Source organism: Uliginosibacterium sediminicola (assembly GCF_039631295.1).
Classification (GTDB): domain Bacteria; phylum Pseudomonadota; class Gammaproteobacteria; order Burkholderiales; family Rhodocyclaceae; genus Viridibacterium; species Viridibacterium sediminicola.
In genome coordinates this window covers 677,846-693,265 of sequence record NZ_JBDIVE010000002.1, presented here as the reverse complement: position 1 = coordinate 693,265, position 15,420 = coordinate 677,846, and the positions used below count along the sequence as shown (strand labels likewise).

Here is a 15,420-nt window from a genome sequence, read left to right as displayed (position 1 = left end):
GAGAGATTGACCGAGAAGGTTTCAGCGCCTTCATAGACCGTGTCATTGAGGATGGCGACGGTGATGGTCTTGCTCGTCTCGCCCGGAGCGAAGGTGAGCGTGCCGCTGTTGGCGGTGTAGTCGGCGCCTGCCGTGGCAGTGCCATTGGCGGTGCTGTAATTGACCGTGACAGCCGAGGACGACGGCGTCGACAGGGTGACGGTATAGGTCACCGCAGTGGCCGCTTCGTTGACGTCGCTCGGCCCACTGATGGAGAGGGTGCTGGAGTCGTTGTCGAGGATGCTGCCCGTGCCGACCACCGCGCTGGTGTTGATCGGGGTCGATGCGCCCAGGGTGATCGTTTCGGTCGACTCGCTGATGACGTCATCGACCGTCGGCACGCGCACGACGAAGCTGGTGGCGCCCGCGGGCACGCTGACGGTGCTGCCGGTGACGCTGGTGAAGCTGCTGCCGCCGTCGAAGGAGACGAGGACGCTGCCGGTGGTGTCGGTGCCCAGGGTTGCGGTGCCGGACGCGGGGACCAAGGTCACCGTGGTGGCGGTCGTCGAAGCGTGCGTGAGAGTGATCGTGAAGTCGAGATTGCCACCTTCAAGCACTGAGGGCGAAGAAACAGTGCCGACGGCAGGACGGTCATCATCCGGTGTGGTGCCGGGAGGCACGGTGCCGGTGCCATCATCGTGGATGGTAACGGTGGTGGTCGGCGTGCCGATGGTGGCATTGGTCGGCGTGGTCAGATTGACCGTGAAGGTCTCCGGACCTTCGTAAACCGTGTCATTGGTGATCGGAACCGTGATCGTTTTGCTGGTCTCGCCGGGCGCGAAAGTCAGGGTGCCCGTGCTGGTCGTGAAGTCCGAGCCACTGGTCGCCGTGCCGTTGCTGGTGTTGTAGCTGACGGTAACAGGCAGGGCGGAAGGCGTCGACAGCGTGACGGTGTAGGTCGCCGTGCCGATCGCTTCATTGACGTCGGGCGGGCCGCTGACCGTGATCGTCGTCACGTCGTTGTCATCAATGGTGCCGGTGCCCGTGAGCGGCGTGGTGTTGGCCGGGGTGCCCGCTGTCAGGGTGACCGTTTCAGTCAGTTCGGAGATGTTGTCATCGGTCGTCGGCAGACGCACGATGAAGCTGGAGCTGCCAACGGGGACGACGACGCTGCCGCCGGTGACCGTGGTGAAGCTGCTGCCGCCGTCAAAGGAGACCAGCAGGCTCGACGAGGTATCGGTGCCGATGGTGGCGGTGCCGGAGTTCGGCGTCAGGCTGACCGTCGTCGGGGTGCTGGCGCTTTGCGACAGGGTGACCGTGAAGTCGAGATTGCCCCCTTCCGTGGTGCGCGCTGCGGATACCTCGCTGACCACGATCGGCGCCGGGGTTTCTGCCGGCACCTGGGCCCGATCCTCGCCACCAATGGTCTGCCCTGCATCGGCGCTGGGCGCGTCACTGGGGGTGCCGAAGCTTTGCGGTGTGACATCTTCAACCACACGCAGCAGGCGCACGAAGCTGTGACCGTTGTCGGCGCCACCGCCTGCCACACCGGCGGCCGTGGGGGCCAGCGCGGCCAGCGGGTCAGCGCCGGAGTTCAGTGCGGCGATGATTTGCGAGGCGTCGCTATCGAGCGGCTTGATGGCCGCTTCCGTCTTGTCCGGCGAGCTGTTGCTGAGCACGTCCTGGTCGAGGATGACAGTGCGGTCCGGGCCGATATTCAGCTGGTTGCCGCTACCTTGATGGAGCGCCACGTGGCTGTTGGCGCCGGTTACGATGACCTGGCCGGCTTCGACATGATCTCCCGCCTTGAGCGCATGGAGACGGCCATCAGGGGTTCTGACCCACACTTTGCCATCGACATGATCAACGGTGCTTTGCGTGCGGGAGTTGTTCTTCTCTGCCATGGTGGTGCTCCAATGCGTTGAGGTGAGAGGTAGGCGAATCTGAGCTGCCTTACCTCATTGGGGGTGTGGGGGAAAGACTAGGGGCTTGCAAGGCTTTGGGCATCGTACCTAGGTACAGTTTGCCGCTCATCGGCGCAAAAAAAGCGTGCGTCACTTCACGCCGTGGACTTTGAGCGCCAGTTGCAGGCGATCCGTGACGCCCAGCTTGCTGAAAATGGTGGTCAAGTGGGCCTTGACGGTGCGTTCGGTAATGCCCAGCTGCTCGGCAATGACAAGATTGGATTCGCCGTGTGCCGCCAGTTGCGCGACTTCGATTTCGCGTTCGGTCAGTTGCTGGCGCCAATGCGTGCGCGCCGCAGGCGCTGCTGGCAGTTTGCCGCTGACACCGCGCAGCAATCGGGTAAGCAGGCTGCGGCCGACCCACAGTTCGCCACTGCAGACGACCTCGATCACCTGGCGCAGGGTGGCCGGGTTGGCATATATATGGCAGTAGCCGGCGGCGCCGACGTCCATGGCCAAGATGCCTTCGGCGTCATTGGGTTCGCTGCTGGCAACGACCACGGTCAGCTGGTCGCACCAGCTGCGCCAGCGCTTGTCGTCCCAGGCGGGGCATTGGGCGTGGGCGGTGTCGAAGATCAGCAGGCTGCCATCGGCCAGTCTGGCAAGTTCGCTCAGGTCGGTGATCCGGCGGGTTTGGCGGTGCGCATCCAGCGCACTGATGCGCCGGAATACGGCGTCATCGGTGCTCAGGATGTGGAGGGTAGGCAGATCAAGTCGGCGCATGCACTTATCTCTCGGTCAAGGCGTTGGCGCGGGCTCGCAGTACGGGTTTGATCAGGTAGCTGAGGACGGACTTCTTGCCGGTCAGGATGTCCACCTCGGCCACCATGCCGGGGATGATGGGCAGTTTTTCCTTCCCTAGCGTAGTCGAAGCCGTTCTGACGCGTACAACATAATATGCATTACCTTTTTCATCCACGATGGTGTCGGCGCCAATGTGCTCGAGCGTGGCATCCAGGCCGCCGTAGATCGAGAAGTCATAGGCGGTGAATTTCACCAGCGCTTTCTGACCCGGGTGCAGGAAGGCAATGTCGCGTGGCTGGACGCGGGCTTCGAGGACCAGCGCATCGTCGCTTGGCACGATCTCGATGATGTCCTTGGCCGGCATCACGACGCCGCCGACGGTATTGAACAGCAGCTGCTTGACCGTGCCATTGACCGGCGAGCGGATATCCGACTGCTTGACGCGGTCGGCCAGGGCGACGCTGCCTTCGTTCAGGCGAGAGAGCTTGGCGAGGGTGTCGGAGAGCTCGGTGCGTGCCTGGTTGCGGAAGGTGATTTCGATTTCCTGGATCTTGCGCTGCGCTTCGGAAATGGCCGCCTCGATGCGCGGAATCTGCGCTGCGGACGAATCCTTTTCTCCGCGATAGCGCGCAACATCGCGCTCCAGGCGCAGCAGCTCTACCTCGGACACGGCACCGCTGGCACGCAGCGGGCGGGTCTTGTCGAGCTCTTGCGAGGTCAGGTCCAGGGCCTGGGCTGCTGCATCGCGCTTGGCGCGCAGGTCCAGCAGTTCCTGATTGCGCTGTGTCAGCTGCTGACGTGCGATGCCAATATTGGCATCCAGCTCGGAGCGCTTGGCCATATAGAGGCTGCGCTCGGCCTCCACCGATTCAGCTGCGTCCGACTGTACCTCGGGCGGCACGCTGAAGGGCGTGCCCTCGGCCAGTGCGCGCAGGCGTGCGGCCTTGGTTTGCAGCGACAGGAAGTCGGCGCGGTTCTCGTTGAAGTTCGACACAAAACGGGTCGGGTCGATTTTTAGCAGCAGCTCTCCGGTTTTGACTTGCTGACCTTCCTTGACGAGGATTTCCGAGACGATGCCGCCGTCCAGACTCTGGATGACTTGAACCTGGCGCGAGGTGATGACCTTACCCTGGCCGCGGGTGACTTCGTCCACCTCGGCCAGGGCGGCCCAGATGATCGCTACCAGGAAAAAGCCGCCCCCCATCCACACGGCAACACGGGCACCGCGCGGCGTCTGTTCGCTGTAGGCCCAGTCGGCGTCGGCTTCGAAATCCGCCTCTTCGTGGCGGGCCATATGCTGGCTACGGTCCATGGCTGCATCGAAGTGCATTGAAAACCACTGGATGAACTTTTTCATGCGGCTCTCCCGATGCGGCCATGTTGCAAGGCCTCGATGACCTGGGCCTTGGTCCCGTCGGCGACAATCGCGCCGTTGTCGATGACGATCAGGCGGTCGACCAGGTCGAGCAGGGAGGTGCGGTGGGTGATCAGCAGCACCGTCTTGTGGGTGGCAAAGGCGCGCAGGCGCTGCTTGAGCTGTTCTTCACTCTGGTGGTCCATGCTTGAGCTCGGTTCGTCGAGCAAGAGCATGGGCGGGTCGTTGATCAGTGCGCGCGCAATGGCCACTGATTGTCGCTGGCCGCCCGAGAGGGATTCGCCGCGTTCGCCGATCAGCATGTCAAAACCCTGAGGATGTGCGTTGGCAAAGTCGGTGACGCCGCCGAGCTGGGCTGCGGCGAGGATCGCTGCATCGTCGGCAAAGGGCGTGCCCAGCGCGATGTTTTCCTTGAGCGTGCCGTAGAACAGGTTCGAGTCCTGAGAGACGAAGCCGATTGCGCGACGCAACTCGGCCGGGTCGATCTGGCGCGCATCGACGCCATCGATCAGCACCGCGCCTTCGCTGGGTTCATACAGACCCAGGATCAGCTTTTCGAGCGTCGTTTTACCGGAGCCGATGCGGCCGATTACGCCGACCTTTTCGCCCGCGCGAATCTTCAGATTCACCTTGCGCAGGACTGCTTGGTCGCGCCCCGGATAGGCAAAGCTGACATCCTTGAATTCAATGTCGCCATTGAATTGCGGACGGTGCACAAAGGAGTGTCCCGGCGGTCGCTCGACTGGCATGGCCATTTGCAGCTCCAGCGACTCCAGGCCGGTACGTGCGCCCTGGAATTGCATCATCAGCCCGGCGACCTGACCCAGCGGCGACAGGATGCGGCCTGACAGCATGCCGCCAGCGATGATTGCACCGGTGGTCAATTCCCCATCGGCGAGCAGATACACGCCAACCATCACCGTGCAGATATTGGTTAGCTGCTGGATCATCACCGAGAAGTTCACCGTGCCGGCCGACAGCAAGCGGGTGCGGTTGCTCACTTGTGCGATGAACTGCGTGGAACGCTCCCAGCGACGCTGGAACTCCGCTTCGGCGCCGAGCGCCTTGAGCGTTTCCAGACCGACCAGACTTTCGATCAGGGTGGCATTGCGCTGGGCGCCAGCGCGGTAAGTCGTTTCGGTCAGCTCATGCATCTTGGCCTGGGTCACCCAGGCCACGCCGATGATCAGCGCCATGCCGACTAGTGAGGGCACGGCCATCCAGGGCGCGATCCAGACCATCACCAGCAGGAAGATGAAGACGAAAGGCAGATCGACCAGGGTGGTCACCGTGGCCGAGGCGACGAAGTCGCGCACACCTTCGAAGGCGCGCAGGTTGGCGGCGAAGGACCCCACCGAAGAGGGGCGCGAGGACATCTTCATGCCCAGCACGCGTTCCATGATCAGGGCTGACAGCGATACATCGATGCGCCGGCTGGCGGTATCGATGATGTAGGCGCGTATGGTGCGCAGGCTCAGGTCGAAGAGCAGCATCAGCAGCGCGCCGATGGAGAGCACCCAGAGCGTTTCGATAGCGTGATTGGGTACCACGCGGTCATACACATTCATCGAATACAGCGGGATGATGGTCGAGAAGATATTCACCAACAGTGCCGCCAGCAGCGCATCGCGATACAGGCGCCAGTTACTGAAGATGGCGCCCCAGAACCAGTGGCGGCCGCGGACATTGCCGATTTCCGGCGCACGCGCATCGAAGCGGAAGCGCGGCTTGATGATCGCCAGCATGCCGCTGTAGTGCTTGGACAGCTCGTCCATCGGCACCTTGCGTGCGGCATCAGGCGAATCAGGCTCGCGGATCAGGCACTGGCCGTCCTGGCTGACTTCCATCAGCAGGCAGGCTTGTTTGTCCTTGAGCAGCAGCAGTGCTGGCAGCTGGTGGGCGCGTAGCTTGTCCAGACTCAGCTTGGCCAGTCGAGACGACAGTCCGGCACGGCTGGCGGCGCGCGCCAACTGCGAGGGCGGCAGCAGATTGTCTACGCGTGGCAGGCCTGCGGCCAAGGCCTCGGCCGTCATCGGGCTGCCGTGATGGCGGGTTAGTAGGACCAGGCAGTCAATGAGCGGGTCTACATGACTGTTATGGGGATTGATCGACCAGCCGGCGGTTGCTGCAGGCGGCTTGGCAAGGGGCTCTGTCATGGGGCGGGCACCGTTCTGATTTTAGGTCTTAGATGACGTCGCTGTTATCGAGGAGGTCCAGCGCGCCAGTTAGCTTGCGCCGGACATCCTTGCGGGCGAGCAGCTTGCGCTGGGCCTCGCCGGGCAGATCGGTCATGCGCAGGACGCCGCTGACGATCAGCACATCGATCAAATCTTCGACCACGCGAATGAAGTCGGCGTCCAGCGAGCTGAACTGGGCTTCAGCCAGCCCTAGAAAGTCGAGCACCTGCGCATCTCGCGCCGGCAGGAATTCTTGATCTTGAAACTCTGCGGCATCCAGGAGGGCGACGATACACCCTTCGGCGTTTCTGCGTACATATGGCATGCTGGCTCGCTCTACAAGAAGAACCCGCAGTCGATTGCGGGTGACTCAGACCGGAGGAGAATGCTCCGGTCCGCATATCTGTTCAGAATGCAACCCCAAGCCTGCTCCGATTAACGGAGGTGGCTTATTGCTTAACGGCAGGGGGGAGACCCGGCTTTAGGGCTGATTGATGCTTCAGCTCCGACCGCCGGGCCAGGCGGCTTGCCTACTGGCATTCCACAATCTGCATGAATACATTGCGCATTTCGCACTGCCCCTTGCTCAGGGGCCAATGATTGTTCAGGGGCAGGAAGAACAGGCAGCTGGCAATGATACAGCCTGCGATCAGCGAAGCCGTGCCGATGCGTTGGCGCAGGCTGGCCTTATGCAGATCGCTCAGGTAGATCCAGTTGAGGACCAGCAGCACATAGGTGAGCAGCAGGCCCAGGAAGTAGTGATAGAGATACATCACGCGCTGCGTGCCGAGGTAGAGGTGCAGCGCCATGAAGACGATGTAAATTCCGGTAAAGACCTCGATCAGATGATAGGTGCGGGCGTTGTCGACCGGCAGCTTGTTGAGTCGGTGGTTGATGATCAGGATCAGCGAGTAGATCACCGCGGCCAGGCCGAGGAACCAGCTGAACTGGTTGCCGGTCAGCTGCACGTAGCTGGTCTTGCCGTCGGCGGAATCCCAGCGGTAGTTGATCGTCTTGTCATGCACCGGCCAGTGCAGCGGGTGGGAGCCGTTCTCGCCGGGCTTGCAGATGTCCAGCTTGGGCACACCGAGGTGGTCCTTGTCCATGAACTTGAAATAGTCGGACATGGCGCTGACCACGATGCGCGGAGAGATCGACTGGTTCTGCGTCAGGTATTCACGGTAGGGCGCGGACATGTTCTCAAGATCCTGCCGCGCAGCCGAGGTGGCCAGATCGGGCATCTTGTGGCCAATCGCGACGTGCACCGTGAACACCGCCAGGAAGATCGCCACGATGGTCACGATGGTGACCCCGGTCTTGAGCAGGAAGTCGGTGGGGCGTTCGATCAGTGGCCTGGTCTGGCTGGCGGCATCCTTGAAATAGATCAGCGGGAACAGCACCAGGAACAGGGCGGCATTGACCTTGACCATCATGGCTAGGGCGACGAGCGCGCCCATGCCGACATAGTGCGGCCATTTGAGCGGCGCAGCACGCTTCCACAGATGGATGAAGGTCCACAGCAGGCCGACGCAGAAGAACATCTGGAAGCTGTCCAGATGCACGGCGCGAAAATGCACGATGTAGGCGTTCTCGAACAGATAGAGCGTCGAGAAGAGCAGGGCGAACAGGCGGTTCTCGGTGAGGCTCAGCATCAGTCCGAAAAACAGCAGCGCGGTGGCTGCGGCAAACAGGCTGGGCATCATGCGCATGCCGGCGAAGCTGAAGCCAGCGGGCAGCTTGTCGCCCTCCAGATACTTGTCTACGACCAGTTGGTGTTTGTTGATGGCGTCATTGGCGTGCGACATCGATTCACCCGCGGCAATCAGCAGCAGCCCCAGCGGCGGGTGCGGTTCGAAATGGCCCAGTCCCTCGACATAGCGTTGCGCCGAGGTCATGTGATAGTTCTCGTCCCAGAACGGGTAGGGCGGCTGGTCGTTGCCGACAAAATACATGCAGCTGGCCAGGATGCTGACCACCAGCAGGCAGAGCAGGGTGCGGATGCGTGCGGGCAGGCGGGCGATGGCGGAGAGTAGCGGAGCAGCCGGCTGGAGGTAGAGAGGCAGCGATGCGCGCTCAAGCTGGACCTGAGCTTTGGCTGTCGCGGGCGCACTGCTGGGCGGAGTCTCTTTTTTAGGTGCAGCCATCTGTTCCTCACTCGCTGTGCGGACTGTGGTTGCCCGCTGGTCCGCGAGTTTGCAAGGCCTTGAAGACTGATGTCAATCATGTACAGGTGAATTTGATTCATGCGCTGAATCAAGTTGCCCGGTGATCCGTCGTAAAATAGGCATCTGCGGCAGACGGCGTGCCCGAGCGCATTCCCGTGGCGCTGGTCCTGCCCGTCAAGCACGTCACACCCGGAGTTCTGCATGCGCCCAACAATCCGCGAGCCGGAGCAGTTTTCATTTTTCGATCTGCCGCGCGCGCTGTGGTACTTCCTGGATCAGGAGCGCTGGCAGTATCTGGGCTTCCTCGTCGTGCTGGTCTGCGCGCTCTCCTACACCATGGTGCCGCCCTATATGGTCGGGCTGATGGCGAATTTCCTCATTGCCTACGTCAAGGCCGACCCGGCCACGCAACCGGCGATCAGCAGTTTCGTGTGGATGGTGGCGATTCTCGCCGGCGGGCATGTGCTGGTGTCGATGGTGCGCCTGAGCAGCAAGCGCGTGCTCGGGCGGATCAGCCTGAATGCCCGCTACCGCGCCAAGGTCTGGGGCTTCGAGCGCCTGCTCGACTCCTCGCTGGCCTGGCATCAGACCGAGAGCACCGGCAACAAGGCGCAGCGCATCCTCACCGGCGCCGAGTCGGTGCGCGAGTGGACTGGCGATGTGCTCAACAACCTGTTTCCCGCCATCGTGTCCTTCATCGGCTCGCTGATCGCCTGTCTGTTCCTGCACCCGGCCTTCATCCTGTTCTTTGTTTACTACCTCAGCGTGCTGATGGGCACCGAGCTGTATTTCGATTACCGCATCGCACGGCTCTCCGACCGCATCAACAAGTCGATGGAAAACGCCAGCGGCAGCTTTGTCGAGAGCGCTTCCAACATCCTCGCCGTGAAAGCCATGGGCGCGGCCGGCGGCATGACCAACACCATTGCCGCGCGCGAGGAACTGGCGCGCCAGCTCTCCTACGAGCGCCTGCGCCTGGGCAACACCAAGTGGATGTGCTTCCAGCTGCACAATGGCATTTGCTGGGGCAGCTACTTGCTGGTGATCGGCTACATGGTCATGCATGGCCAGCTCTCGCCGGGTTTTTTCCTGACCTATGCGGTGTACTTCGACAAGCTGCGTGACTCCTCGGTGGATTTCACCGACCGCCTGCAGCTGATGATCGAGCGCAAATCGAACCTGGCGCGCATGATGCCGCTGTTCTGGAGCGACAATTCGCTCTCCAAGGGCGAGCAGAAGTTCCCGACTGACTGGCGCAAGATCGAGCTGGTCGATGCCTTCTTCCGCTATGGCGACAAGCCCGCCGTCGGGCCGCTGTCGCTGGAGGTGCTGCGCGGCCAGATTGTCGGCATCGCGGGCCATTCCGGCTCGGGCAAGTCCACCCTGATCAAGCTTTTGCTGGGGCTCTATCACATCGAGGCGGGCGCACTGAAGATCGGTGGTGTGCCGATCAATGCGATCCGCCATGAGGAGCTGACCGCGAACATCGCCGTGGTGCTGCAGGAGACCGAGATGTTCAACTTCTCGCTCAAAGAAAACATCACCATGACGCGCGAAGTGACGCCGGCCTTGCTGCAGCGCGCCTGCCAGATCGCCTGTCTGGACGATCTCATCGCGCGCCTGCCCGAGGGCCTCGATACGGTGGTTGGCGAGCGCGGCTATTCGCTGTCGGGCGGCGAGCGTCAGCGCATCGGCATTGCGCGGGCGATCTGCCGCAATGCGCAGATCATGCTGCTCGACGAGGCCACCTCGGCCCTTGATTCGGCCACCGAGCAGACGGTCATGCAGGGCCTGATCGCCGAGTACGGCGCCGGGCGCACCATGATCATCGTCGCGCACCGCATCAGCACGCTCAAGGAGGCGGACAAGATCCTCGTCTTCGAACGCGGCCAGCTGATCGAGCAGGGCGGCTTCCAGCAACTGGCGCACGACCCCTCGACGCGCTTCGGTGCGATGTACGCGATCCAGCAAGCCTGATCGCATATTTGATGTTTTTGGTGTTTGCGGCAGATGCTGCTGCATTGCCGTGTGACGCCCGTCGCCACGAAGACTAGGATGCGCCCTGGCGACGAATGATCGTCAGGACCGGGGCTGCGATGCGCAGAAGCGTGCATTGATTGATCCGGCATACATCAGACTGGAGACAATTCATGAACAGCAAGCTTCTGCTGGGCGCCCTGGCGCTCGGCATGGCCGGTGGCGCCTTGGCGGCAACCGACTACCCTTCGGGCTATACCAAGTGCGCGCAGGTCGGCAGCACCTGCACCATGAGTGGCACCCATACGGTGGCGCTCGGCAAGAGCGGTTCTTTCGTCTATACGACGCTGAGCGGCTCTTTCACCTGCAGCACCGCGCTGTTCCCGAGCAATAGCTTTACCAGCAGCGCCTGGTGTTCGGTCGGGCCGACGGCCAGCGCTTCGTCAAGCGCTTCTTCCAGCACATCGTCCAGCGTCGCCAGCAGCAGCTCATCGAAGTCGAGCAGCTCGGCGGCGGCTTCGAGCAAGTCAAGCGCTGCGGCCAGTTCGTCCAGTTCTTCCAAGGCTTCAAGCTCGGCCTCGTCTGCCGCCACCAGCGCGCCGGCCTCGACCGCCACGCGGCCACAGCTGAGCGCCGCGGTCGCCGCCAATTTCACCGTTGCCAAATACCTGGGCAGCTGGACGCCGGCGGCCATCAGCACGCCCAGCACGCCGGATTACACGGTCAGCAGCAGCGGCAGCTACAAGACCGTGCAGTCGGCCATCAATGCTGCGATCAATGCCGGAGGCTCGACGCGCAAATACATCCTGGTGACGGCAGGGACCTATAACGAGCTGGTCTTCGTGCCCTCAGGCCCGCCGATCACGCTTTACAGCACGGGTGCAGCGTCTTCGGTGAAGATCCAGATCGCCACCAGCGCGCTGCAAAGCGGCAGCGAATATGCGGCAATGGTGAAGGCCAGCAATTACACGAGCGCGGGCCAGTCCTGGGTGAATTCCTGCGCAGGCAAGGGCAGCGCCATCGGCACGACCTGCTCCGCGGCCTTCATCATCCAGAACACCGGTTTTGAAGCCAAGAACCTGACCATCACCAATAGCCGTGTCGAGAGCGGTTCGGGCACGGATCAGGCGGTGGCCGTCTACACCGTTGCCGACCAAGTGCATGTCGACAATGTGCGGATGTACGGCAATCAGGACACGCTGTGGGTCGATGGTGCCGGCAAGCGCTTCTACGCGCAGAACTGCTATGTTGAAGGCGATGTCGATTTCATCTTCGGCGCCGGCACTGGCGTGTTCGACAATTGCCAGATCAACTACACCGCCGCGCGCGGCAAGAACGGCAGCACCATCGGCGCACCGAGCACCCAGGCCGGCAATTACGGCTTCCTGTTCAATGGTGGCTCCTTCACCGGCTCGAACGGGGCGAGCAATGTTTCCTTTGCGCGCCAATGGCCGCAAAGCAGCCTGTCGAGCCCGATCGGCAAGATGATCCTGCGCGGCGTGAAGATCGACGCCTTCATCAATACCACGACGCCGTGGAAGGACTGGAGCAGCTCCAACCCGGTCAACTACGGCACAACGTCCGATCCCTATCTGGGCGAGTACCTCAACACGGGCGCAGGCGCCGCCAAGTAAAACAACTGGCCTTCGCTGGCGTAGTTTGCAGGCCGCGGTGCATCACGCACTGCGGCCTTTTTCTTGAATCCTCACGGGATATCGCCTTAGCCGGCTATCGCCAGAACCTTTTGGCATTCGGGAGTTCTACTCTGTGTCAGTGCTTTTCTTCTTGATCGACATACGGAATTCCCATGCATCTCGGCCCCTTGCTCGCTACCCTGGTGGCGGGCCTCGTCCTCGCTTTCATCTTCGGCGCACTGGCCTACAAGGCGCGCCTGTCACCGCTGGTGGGCTATCTGCTGGCGGGTGTGGTGATCGGCCCGGCAACGCCCGGTTTTGTGGCCGACCTGCCGCTGGCCGCCGAGCTCTCGGAGCTTGGCGTGATCCTGCTGATGTTCGGCGTCGGCCTGCATTTCTCGCTCAAGGATCTGCTCTCGGTGCGCGCCATCGCCATCCCCGGCGCCATCGTGCAGATTGCCGTGGCCACCGCGCTGGGCATGGGTCTGGCGCGGCTGCTGGGCTGGCATCTGGCGGGCGGCTTTGTCTTCGGTCTGGCGCTGTCGGTGGCCAGCACGGTCGTGCTGTTGCGGGCCTTGCAGGAGCGCCGCCTGATTGACACCGAGCGTGGCCGCATCGCCGTGGGCTGGCTGATCGTCGAAGATCTGGCGATGGTGCTGGCCTTGGTGCTGATTCCGGCGCTCAGCGCAGCGGGCGATGGCGGCAGCACGCTTTACGCCGCGCTGGGGCTCACCCTGCTCAAGCTGGCCGGCTTTGTACTGTTCATGATGCTGGTCGGCCGGCGGCTGATTCCCGCCCTGCTGCACTGGGTGGCGCATACCGGTTCGCGCGAGCTGTTCAGCTTGTCGGTGCTGGCCGTCGCCCTGGGCGTGGCGGCGGGCGCGGCCTGGCTGTTCGGCGTGTCTTTTGCGTTGGGGGCGTTTTTCGCCGGCATGATCCTCGCCGAGTCCACGCTCAGCCACCGCGCCGCCGAGGAATCCCTGCCGCTGCGCGATGCCTTTGCGGTGCTGTTCTTCGTCTCGGTCGGCATGCTGTTCGACCCGCGCATCCTGCTGCAGGCGCCGCTGGCTGTGGCGGCGACCCTGGGCATCATCCTCGTCGGCAAATCGCTCGCCGCCTGGATCATCGTGCGCCTGCTCGGTCGCAGCCATGCCACGGCGCTGACCATCTCGGCGAGCCTGGCGCAGATCGGCGAGTTCTCCTTCATTCTGGCGGGCCTGGGCGTCGCGCTGGGGCTGTTCCCACAGCAGGGGCGCGATCTGATCCTCGCTGGCGCCATCCTCTCCATTCTTCTGAATCCGCTGATCTTCGGCATTTGCGAGCGCATTGCCGGGCGCGCGCAGTTCGCACCTGAGGCGGAGGACAAGGATCCGCGCACGCAGCCGCTTGCGCTGATTGAAACCACGCTGCGCGAGCATGCGGTCATCGTCGGCTACGGTCGCGTGGGCAGCCTGATTGGCGCGCGCCTGCACGAGCAGGGGCATGACTTTGTGGTGATTGAAGATCGCGACCGGCCGGTTCTGGCGGCGCGCGAGCAGGGCGCCTGCGTGATCTTTGCCAATGCCGCCAATCCGCACGCACTGCAAGCGGCCAACATCGCCGCTGCGCGCTGCCTGTATGTCGCGATCCCGCAGAGCTTCGAGGCCGGCCAGGTGATCCAGCAGGCGCGTGCGCTCAAGCCGGATCTGCTGATCATCGCGCGCTCGCATTCCGATGCCGAAACCACGCATCTGATGAACTGCGGCGCCGACCACACCATCATGGGCGAACGCGAAATCGCCCTCGGCATGTTGCGCCTGGCGGCGGGCTGAAGCCCGCGCAGGCGCTCAGCCGCGCTGTTCCTGAAGTTCCTTGGGCAGCGGGAAGATGACGTTCTCGGTCACGCCGTCGAGCGTGCGCACGGTCTTGGCGCCCAGTTCGCGGATGCGCGCGATGACCTCGCTGACCAGCACTTCCGGCGCCGACGCGCCTGCGGTGACGCCAATGCGCTTCTTGCCTTGCAGCCAGCTCGGGTCGATGCCGGCGGCGTTGTCGACCAGCCAGGCGGGGATGTTGCGGGCGGCGGCGACTTCGCGCAGACGATTGCTGTTGGAGCTGTTCTTGGAGCCGACGACGATCACCGCATCAACCTGCGGCGCCATGAATTTGACGGCGTCCTGGCGGTTCTGCGTGGCGTAGCAGATGTCGTCTTTCTTCGGCCCGACGATGCTCGGGAAGCGCGCTTTGAGCGCATCGACGACGATCTGCGCGTCATCGACCGACAGCGTGGTTTGCGTGACGTAGGCCAGCAATTCGGCATTGGCGACCTGCAGTGCGGCCACGTCCTCGACGGTTTCGACCAGATACATGCCGCCCTCACTCTGGCCCATGGTGCCTTCGGCTTCCGGGTGGCCCTTGTGGCCGATCATGATGATCTCGCGACCCTGCGCGCGCATGCGCGCCACTTCCAGGTGCACCTTGGTGACCAGCGGACAGGTCGCGTCGAAGACGCGCAGACCCAGCGCTTCAGCCTCGCGGCGCACGCTTTGCGGCACGCCGTGGGCGGAGAAGATCAGCGTGCTGCCGCTGGGCACATCGGCCAGGTCTTCGATGAACACCGCGCCCTTGTTGCGCAGATCCTCGACCACGAACTTGTTGTGCACCACTTCGTGACGCACATAGATCGGTGCGCCGTGGATTTCCAGCGCGCGCTCGACGATGCCGATGGCGCGTTCAACACCGGCGCAGAAACCGCGCGGGTTGGCGAGAAGGACTTCTGATTCTTGGGTCATGGATAGAACCTTTTAAAGCTTCACCGCAAAGCCTGCCCCGAGCGAGTCGAGGGGGCGCAAAGAAAATGCAAAGGGCCGCAAAGAAAGGCGTCAAAGCACATCAGATTACTCCGCTGCGGATGCTCGATCTGGCAGCTCGTATTTCCAAGGGCTGAGTTTTCCTTTGCGGCCCTTTGCGCTCCTTCGCGTCTTCGCGGTGAAGTCCTGTTTAAATCACCCCAATGATTTCCACATCCACATCGACGGCTTTGCCCGCCATCGGGTGGTTGAAGTCGATCAGGGCGTATTGCTCGGTGAGCTCGCGCACCAGGCCCGGGTAGCTGCTGCCGTCGGGCGCGGGGAAGGAGTAGACCGTGTCCTGCTCAAGGTAGAGCGTCGCCGGAATGTGCTCGCGGGCAACCTTTTCGACCAGCTGTTCGCTGTACGGGCCGAAGGCTTCGCCGGGGCCGAAGTGGAAGGTTTCGCGGGCGCCGGGGCCGAGGCCGATCAGGCGCGCTTCGAGTGCCGGGCTCAACTCGCCGGCTCCGAGCTGCATGGTGGCCGGCGTGGCTTCGAAGGTGGAGATCAGGGTCATGCCGGTGGCAGGATGGGTGACGCGGAAGTTGAGCGTCACGAGGCTGTTGGCGTGGATCAT

At 62.9% G+C, this 15,420-nt stretch carries 11 protein-coding genes; 3 read left to right on the top strand and 8 right to left on the bottom strand.

Going from position 1 to position 15,420, the window contains the following annotated elements; genetic code table 11:
• From ABDB84_RS07015 to ABDB84_RS06990, 6 genes are all read right to left on the bottom strand, one after another.
• Positions 1–1,883: retention module-containing protein (locus ABDB84_RS07015; RefSeq protein WP_345918983.1), on the bottom strand; the 1,883-nt coding region annotated here is incomplete at its 3' end.
• A 150-nt stretch (positions 1,884–2,033) separates the two neighbouring features.
• Positions 2,034–2,666: a response regulator transcription factor gene (locus ABDB84_RS07010; protein WP_345918982.1), complete on the bottom strand. Its 633-nt coding sequence runs from the start codon at positions 2,664–2,666 to the stop codon at positions 2,034–2,036.
• Between the two features lie 4 nt (positions 2,667–2,670).
• Positions 2,671–4,017, bottom strand: coding sequence for an HlyD family type I secretion periplasmic adaptor subunit (locus ABDB84_RS07005; protein WP_345918995.1), 1,347 nt, complete (start codon positions 4,015–4,017; stop codon positions 2,671–2,673).
• Between the two features lie 23 nt (positions 4,018–4,040).
• Complete coding sequence (locus ABDB84_RS07000; RefSeq protein ID WP_345918981.1) at positions 4,041–6,218, bottom strand: type I secretion system permease/ATPase; 2,178 nt, start codon at positions 6,216–6,218, stop codon at positions 4,041–4,043.
• Positions 6,219–6,246: 28 nt separating this feature from the next.
• Complete coding sequence (locus tag ABDB84_RS06995) at positions 6,247–6,564, bottom strand: hypothetical protein (protein ID WP_345918980.1); 318 nt, start codon at positions 6,562–6,564, stop codon at positions 6,247–6,249.
• A 205-nt stretch (positions 6,565–6,769) separates the two neighbouring features.
• The gene (locus tag ABDB84_RS06990) at positions 6,770–8,383 is read right to left on the bottom strand and encodes a phospholipid carrier-dependent glycosyltransferase (protein WP_345918979.1); all 1,614 of its coding nucleotides are present in this window, start codon (positions 8,381–8,383) and stop codon (positions 6,770–6,772) included.
• 222 nt (positions 8,384–8,605) lie between these two features.
• Here ABDB84_RS06990 and ABDB84_RS06985 point away from each other — a divergent pair, with 222 nt between their 5' ends.
• From ABDB84_RS06985 to ybaL, 3 genes are all read left to right on the top strand, one after another.
• Positions 8,606–10,381, top strand: coding sequence for an ABC transporter ATP-binding protein (locus ABDB84_RS06985; RefSeq protein WP_345918978.1), 1,776 nt, complete (start codon positions 8,606–8,608; stop codon positions 10,379–10,381).
• A 173-nt stretch (positions 10,382–10,554) separates the two neighbouring features.
• Positions 10,555–12,015 (top strand): pectinesterase family protein, encoded by a 1,461-nt coding sequence (locus tag ABDB84_RS06980; protein WP_345918977.1) that lies wholly within the window; start codon positions 10,555–10,557, stop codon positions 12,013–12,015.
• A gap of 173 nt (positions 12,016–12,188) precedes the next feature.
• Positions 12,189–13,826, top strand: a complete 1,638-nt coding sequence (ybaL, locus tag ABDB84_RS06975) for a YbaL family putative K(+) efflux transporter (protein ID WP_345918976.1) — start codon at positions 12,189–12,191, stop codon at positions 13,824–13,826.
• Between the two features lie 15 nt (positions 13,827–13,841).
• Here ybaL and ispH read toward each other — a convergent pair whose 3' ends face one another.
• Together ispH and ABDB84_RS06965 are read right to left on the bottom strand one after the other, a co-directional pair.
• Complete coding sequence (gene ispH / locus ABDB84_RS06970) at positions 13,842–14,786, bottom strand: 4-hydroxy-3-methylbut-2-enyl diphosphate reductase (RefSeq protein WP_345918975.1); 945 nt, start codon at positions 14,784–14,786, stop codon at positions 13,842–13,844.
• A 208-nt stretch (positions 14,787–14,994) separates the two neighbouring features.
• Entirely contained in the window at positions 14,995–15,420 is a 426-nt protein-coding gene (locus tag ABDB84_RS06965) for an FKBP-type peptidyl-prolyl cis-trans isomerase (RefSeq protein ID WP_345918974.1), read from the bottom strand.

Coding starts and splice junctions, on each gene's coding strand:
- ABDB84_RS07010 (WP_345918982.1), bottom strand. CDS start 2,666: ATGCGCCGACTTGATCTGCCTACCCTCCACATCCTGAGCACCGATGAC.
- ABDB84_RS06980 (WP_345918977.1), top strand. CDS start 10,555: ATGAACAGCAAGCTTCTGCTGGGCGCCCTGGCGCTCGGCATGGCCGGT.
- ispH (WP_345918975.1), bottom strand. CDS start 14,786: ATGACCCAAGAATCAGAAGTCCTTCTCGCCAACCCGCGCGGTTTCTGC.
- ybaL (WP_345918976.1), top strand. CDS start 12,189: ATGCATCTCGGCCCCTTGCTCGCTACCCTGGTGGCGGGCCTCGTCCTC.
- ABDB84_RS07000 (WP_345918981.1), bottom strand. CDS start 6,218: ATGACAGAGCCCCTTGCCAAGCCGCCTGCAGCAACCGCCGGCTGGTCG.
- ABDB84_RS06965 (WP_345918974.1), bottom strand. CDS start 15,420: ATGATCCACGCCAACAGCCTCGTGACGCTCAACTTCCGCGTCACCCAT.
- ABDB84_RS07005 (WP_345918995.1), bottom strand. CDS start 4,017: ATGCACTTCGATGCAGCCATGGACCGTAGCCAGCATATGGCCCGCCAC.
- ABDB84_RS06990 (WP_345918979.1), bottom strand. CDS start 8,383: ATGGCTGCACCTAAAAAAGAGACTCCGCCCAGCAGTGCGCCCGCGACA.
- ABDB84_RS06985 (WP_345918978.1), top strand. CDS start 8,606: ATGCGCCCAACAATCCGCGAGCCGGAGCAGTTTTCATTTTTCGATCTG.
- ABDB84_RS06995 (WP_345918980.1), bottom strand. CDS start 6,564: ATGCCATATGTACGCAGAAACGCCGAAGGGTGTATCGTCGCCCTCCTG.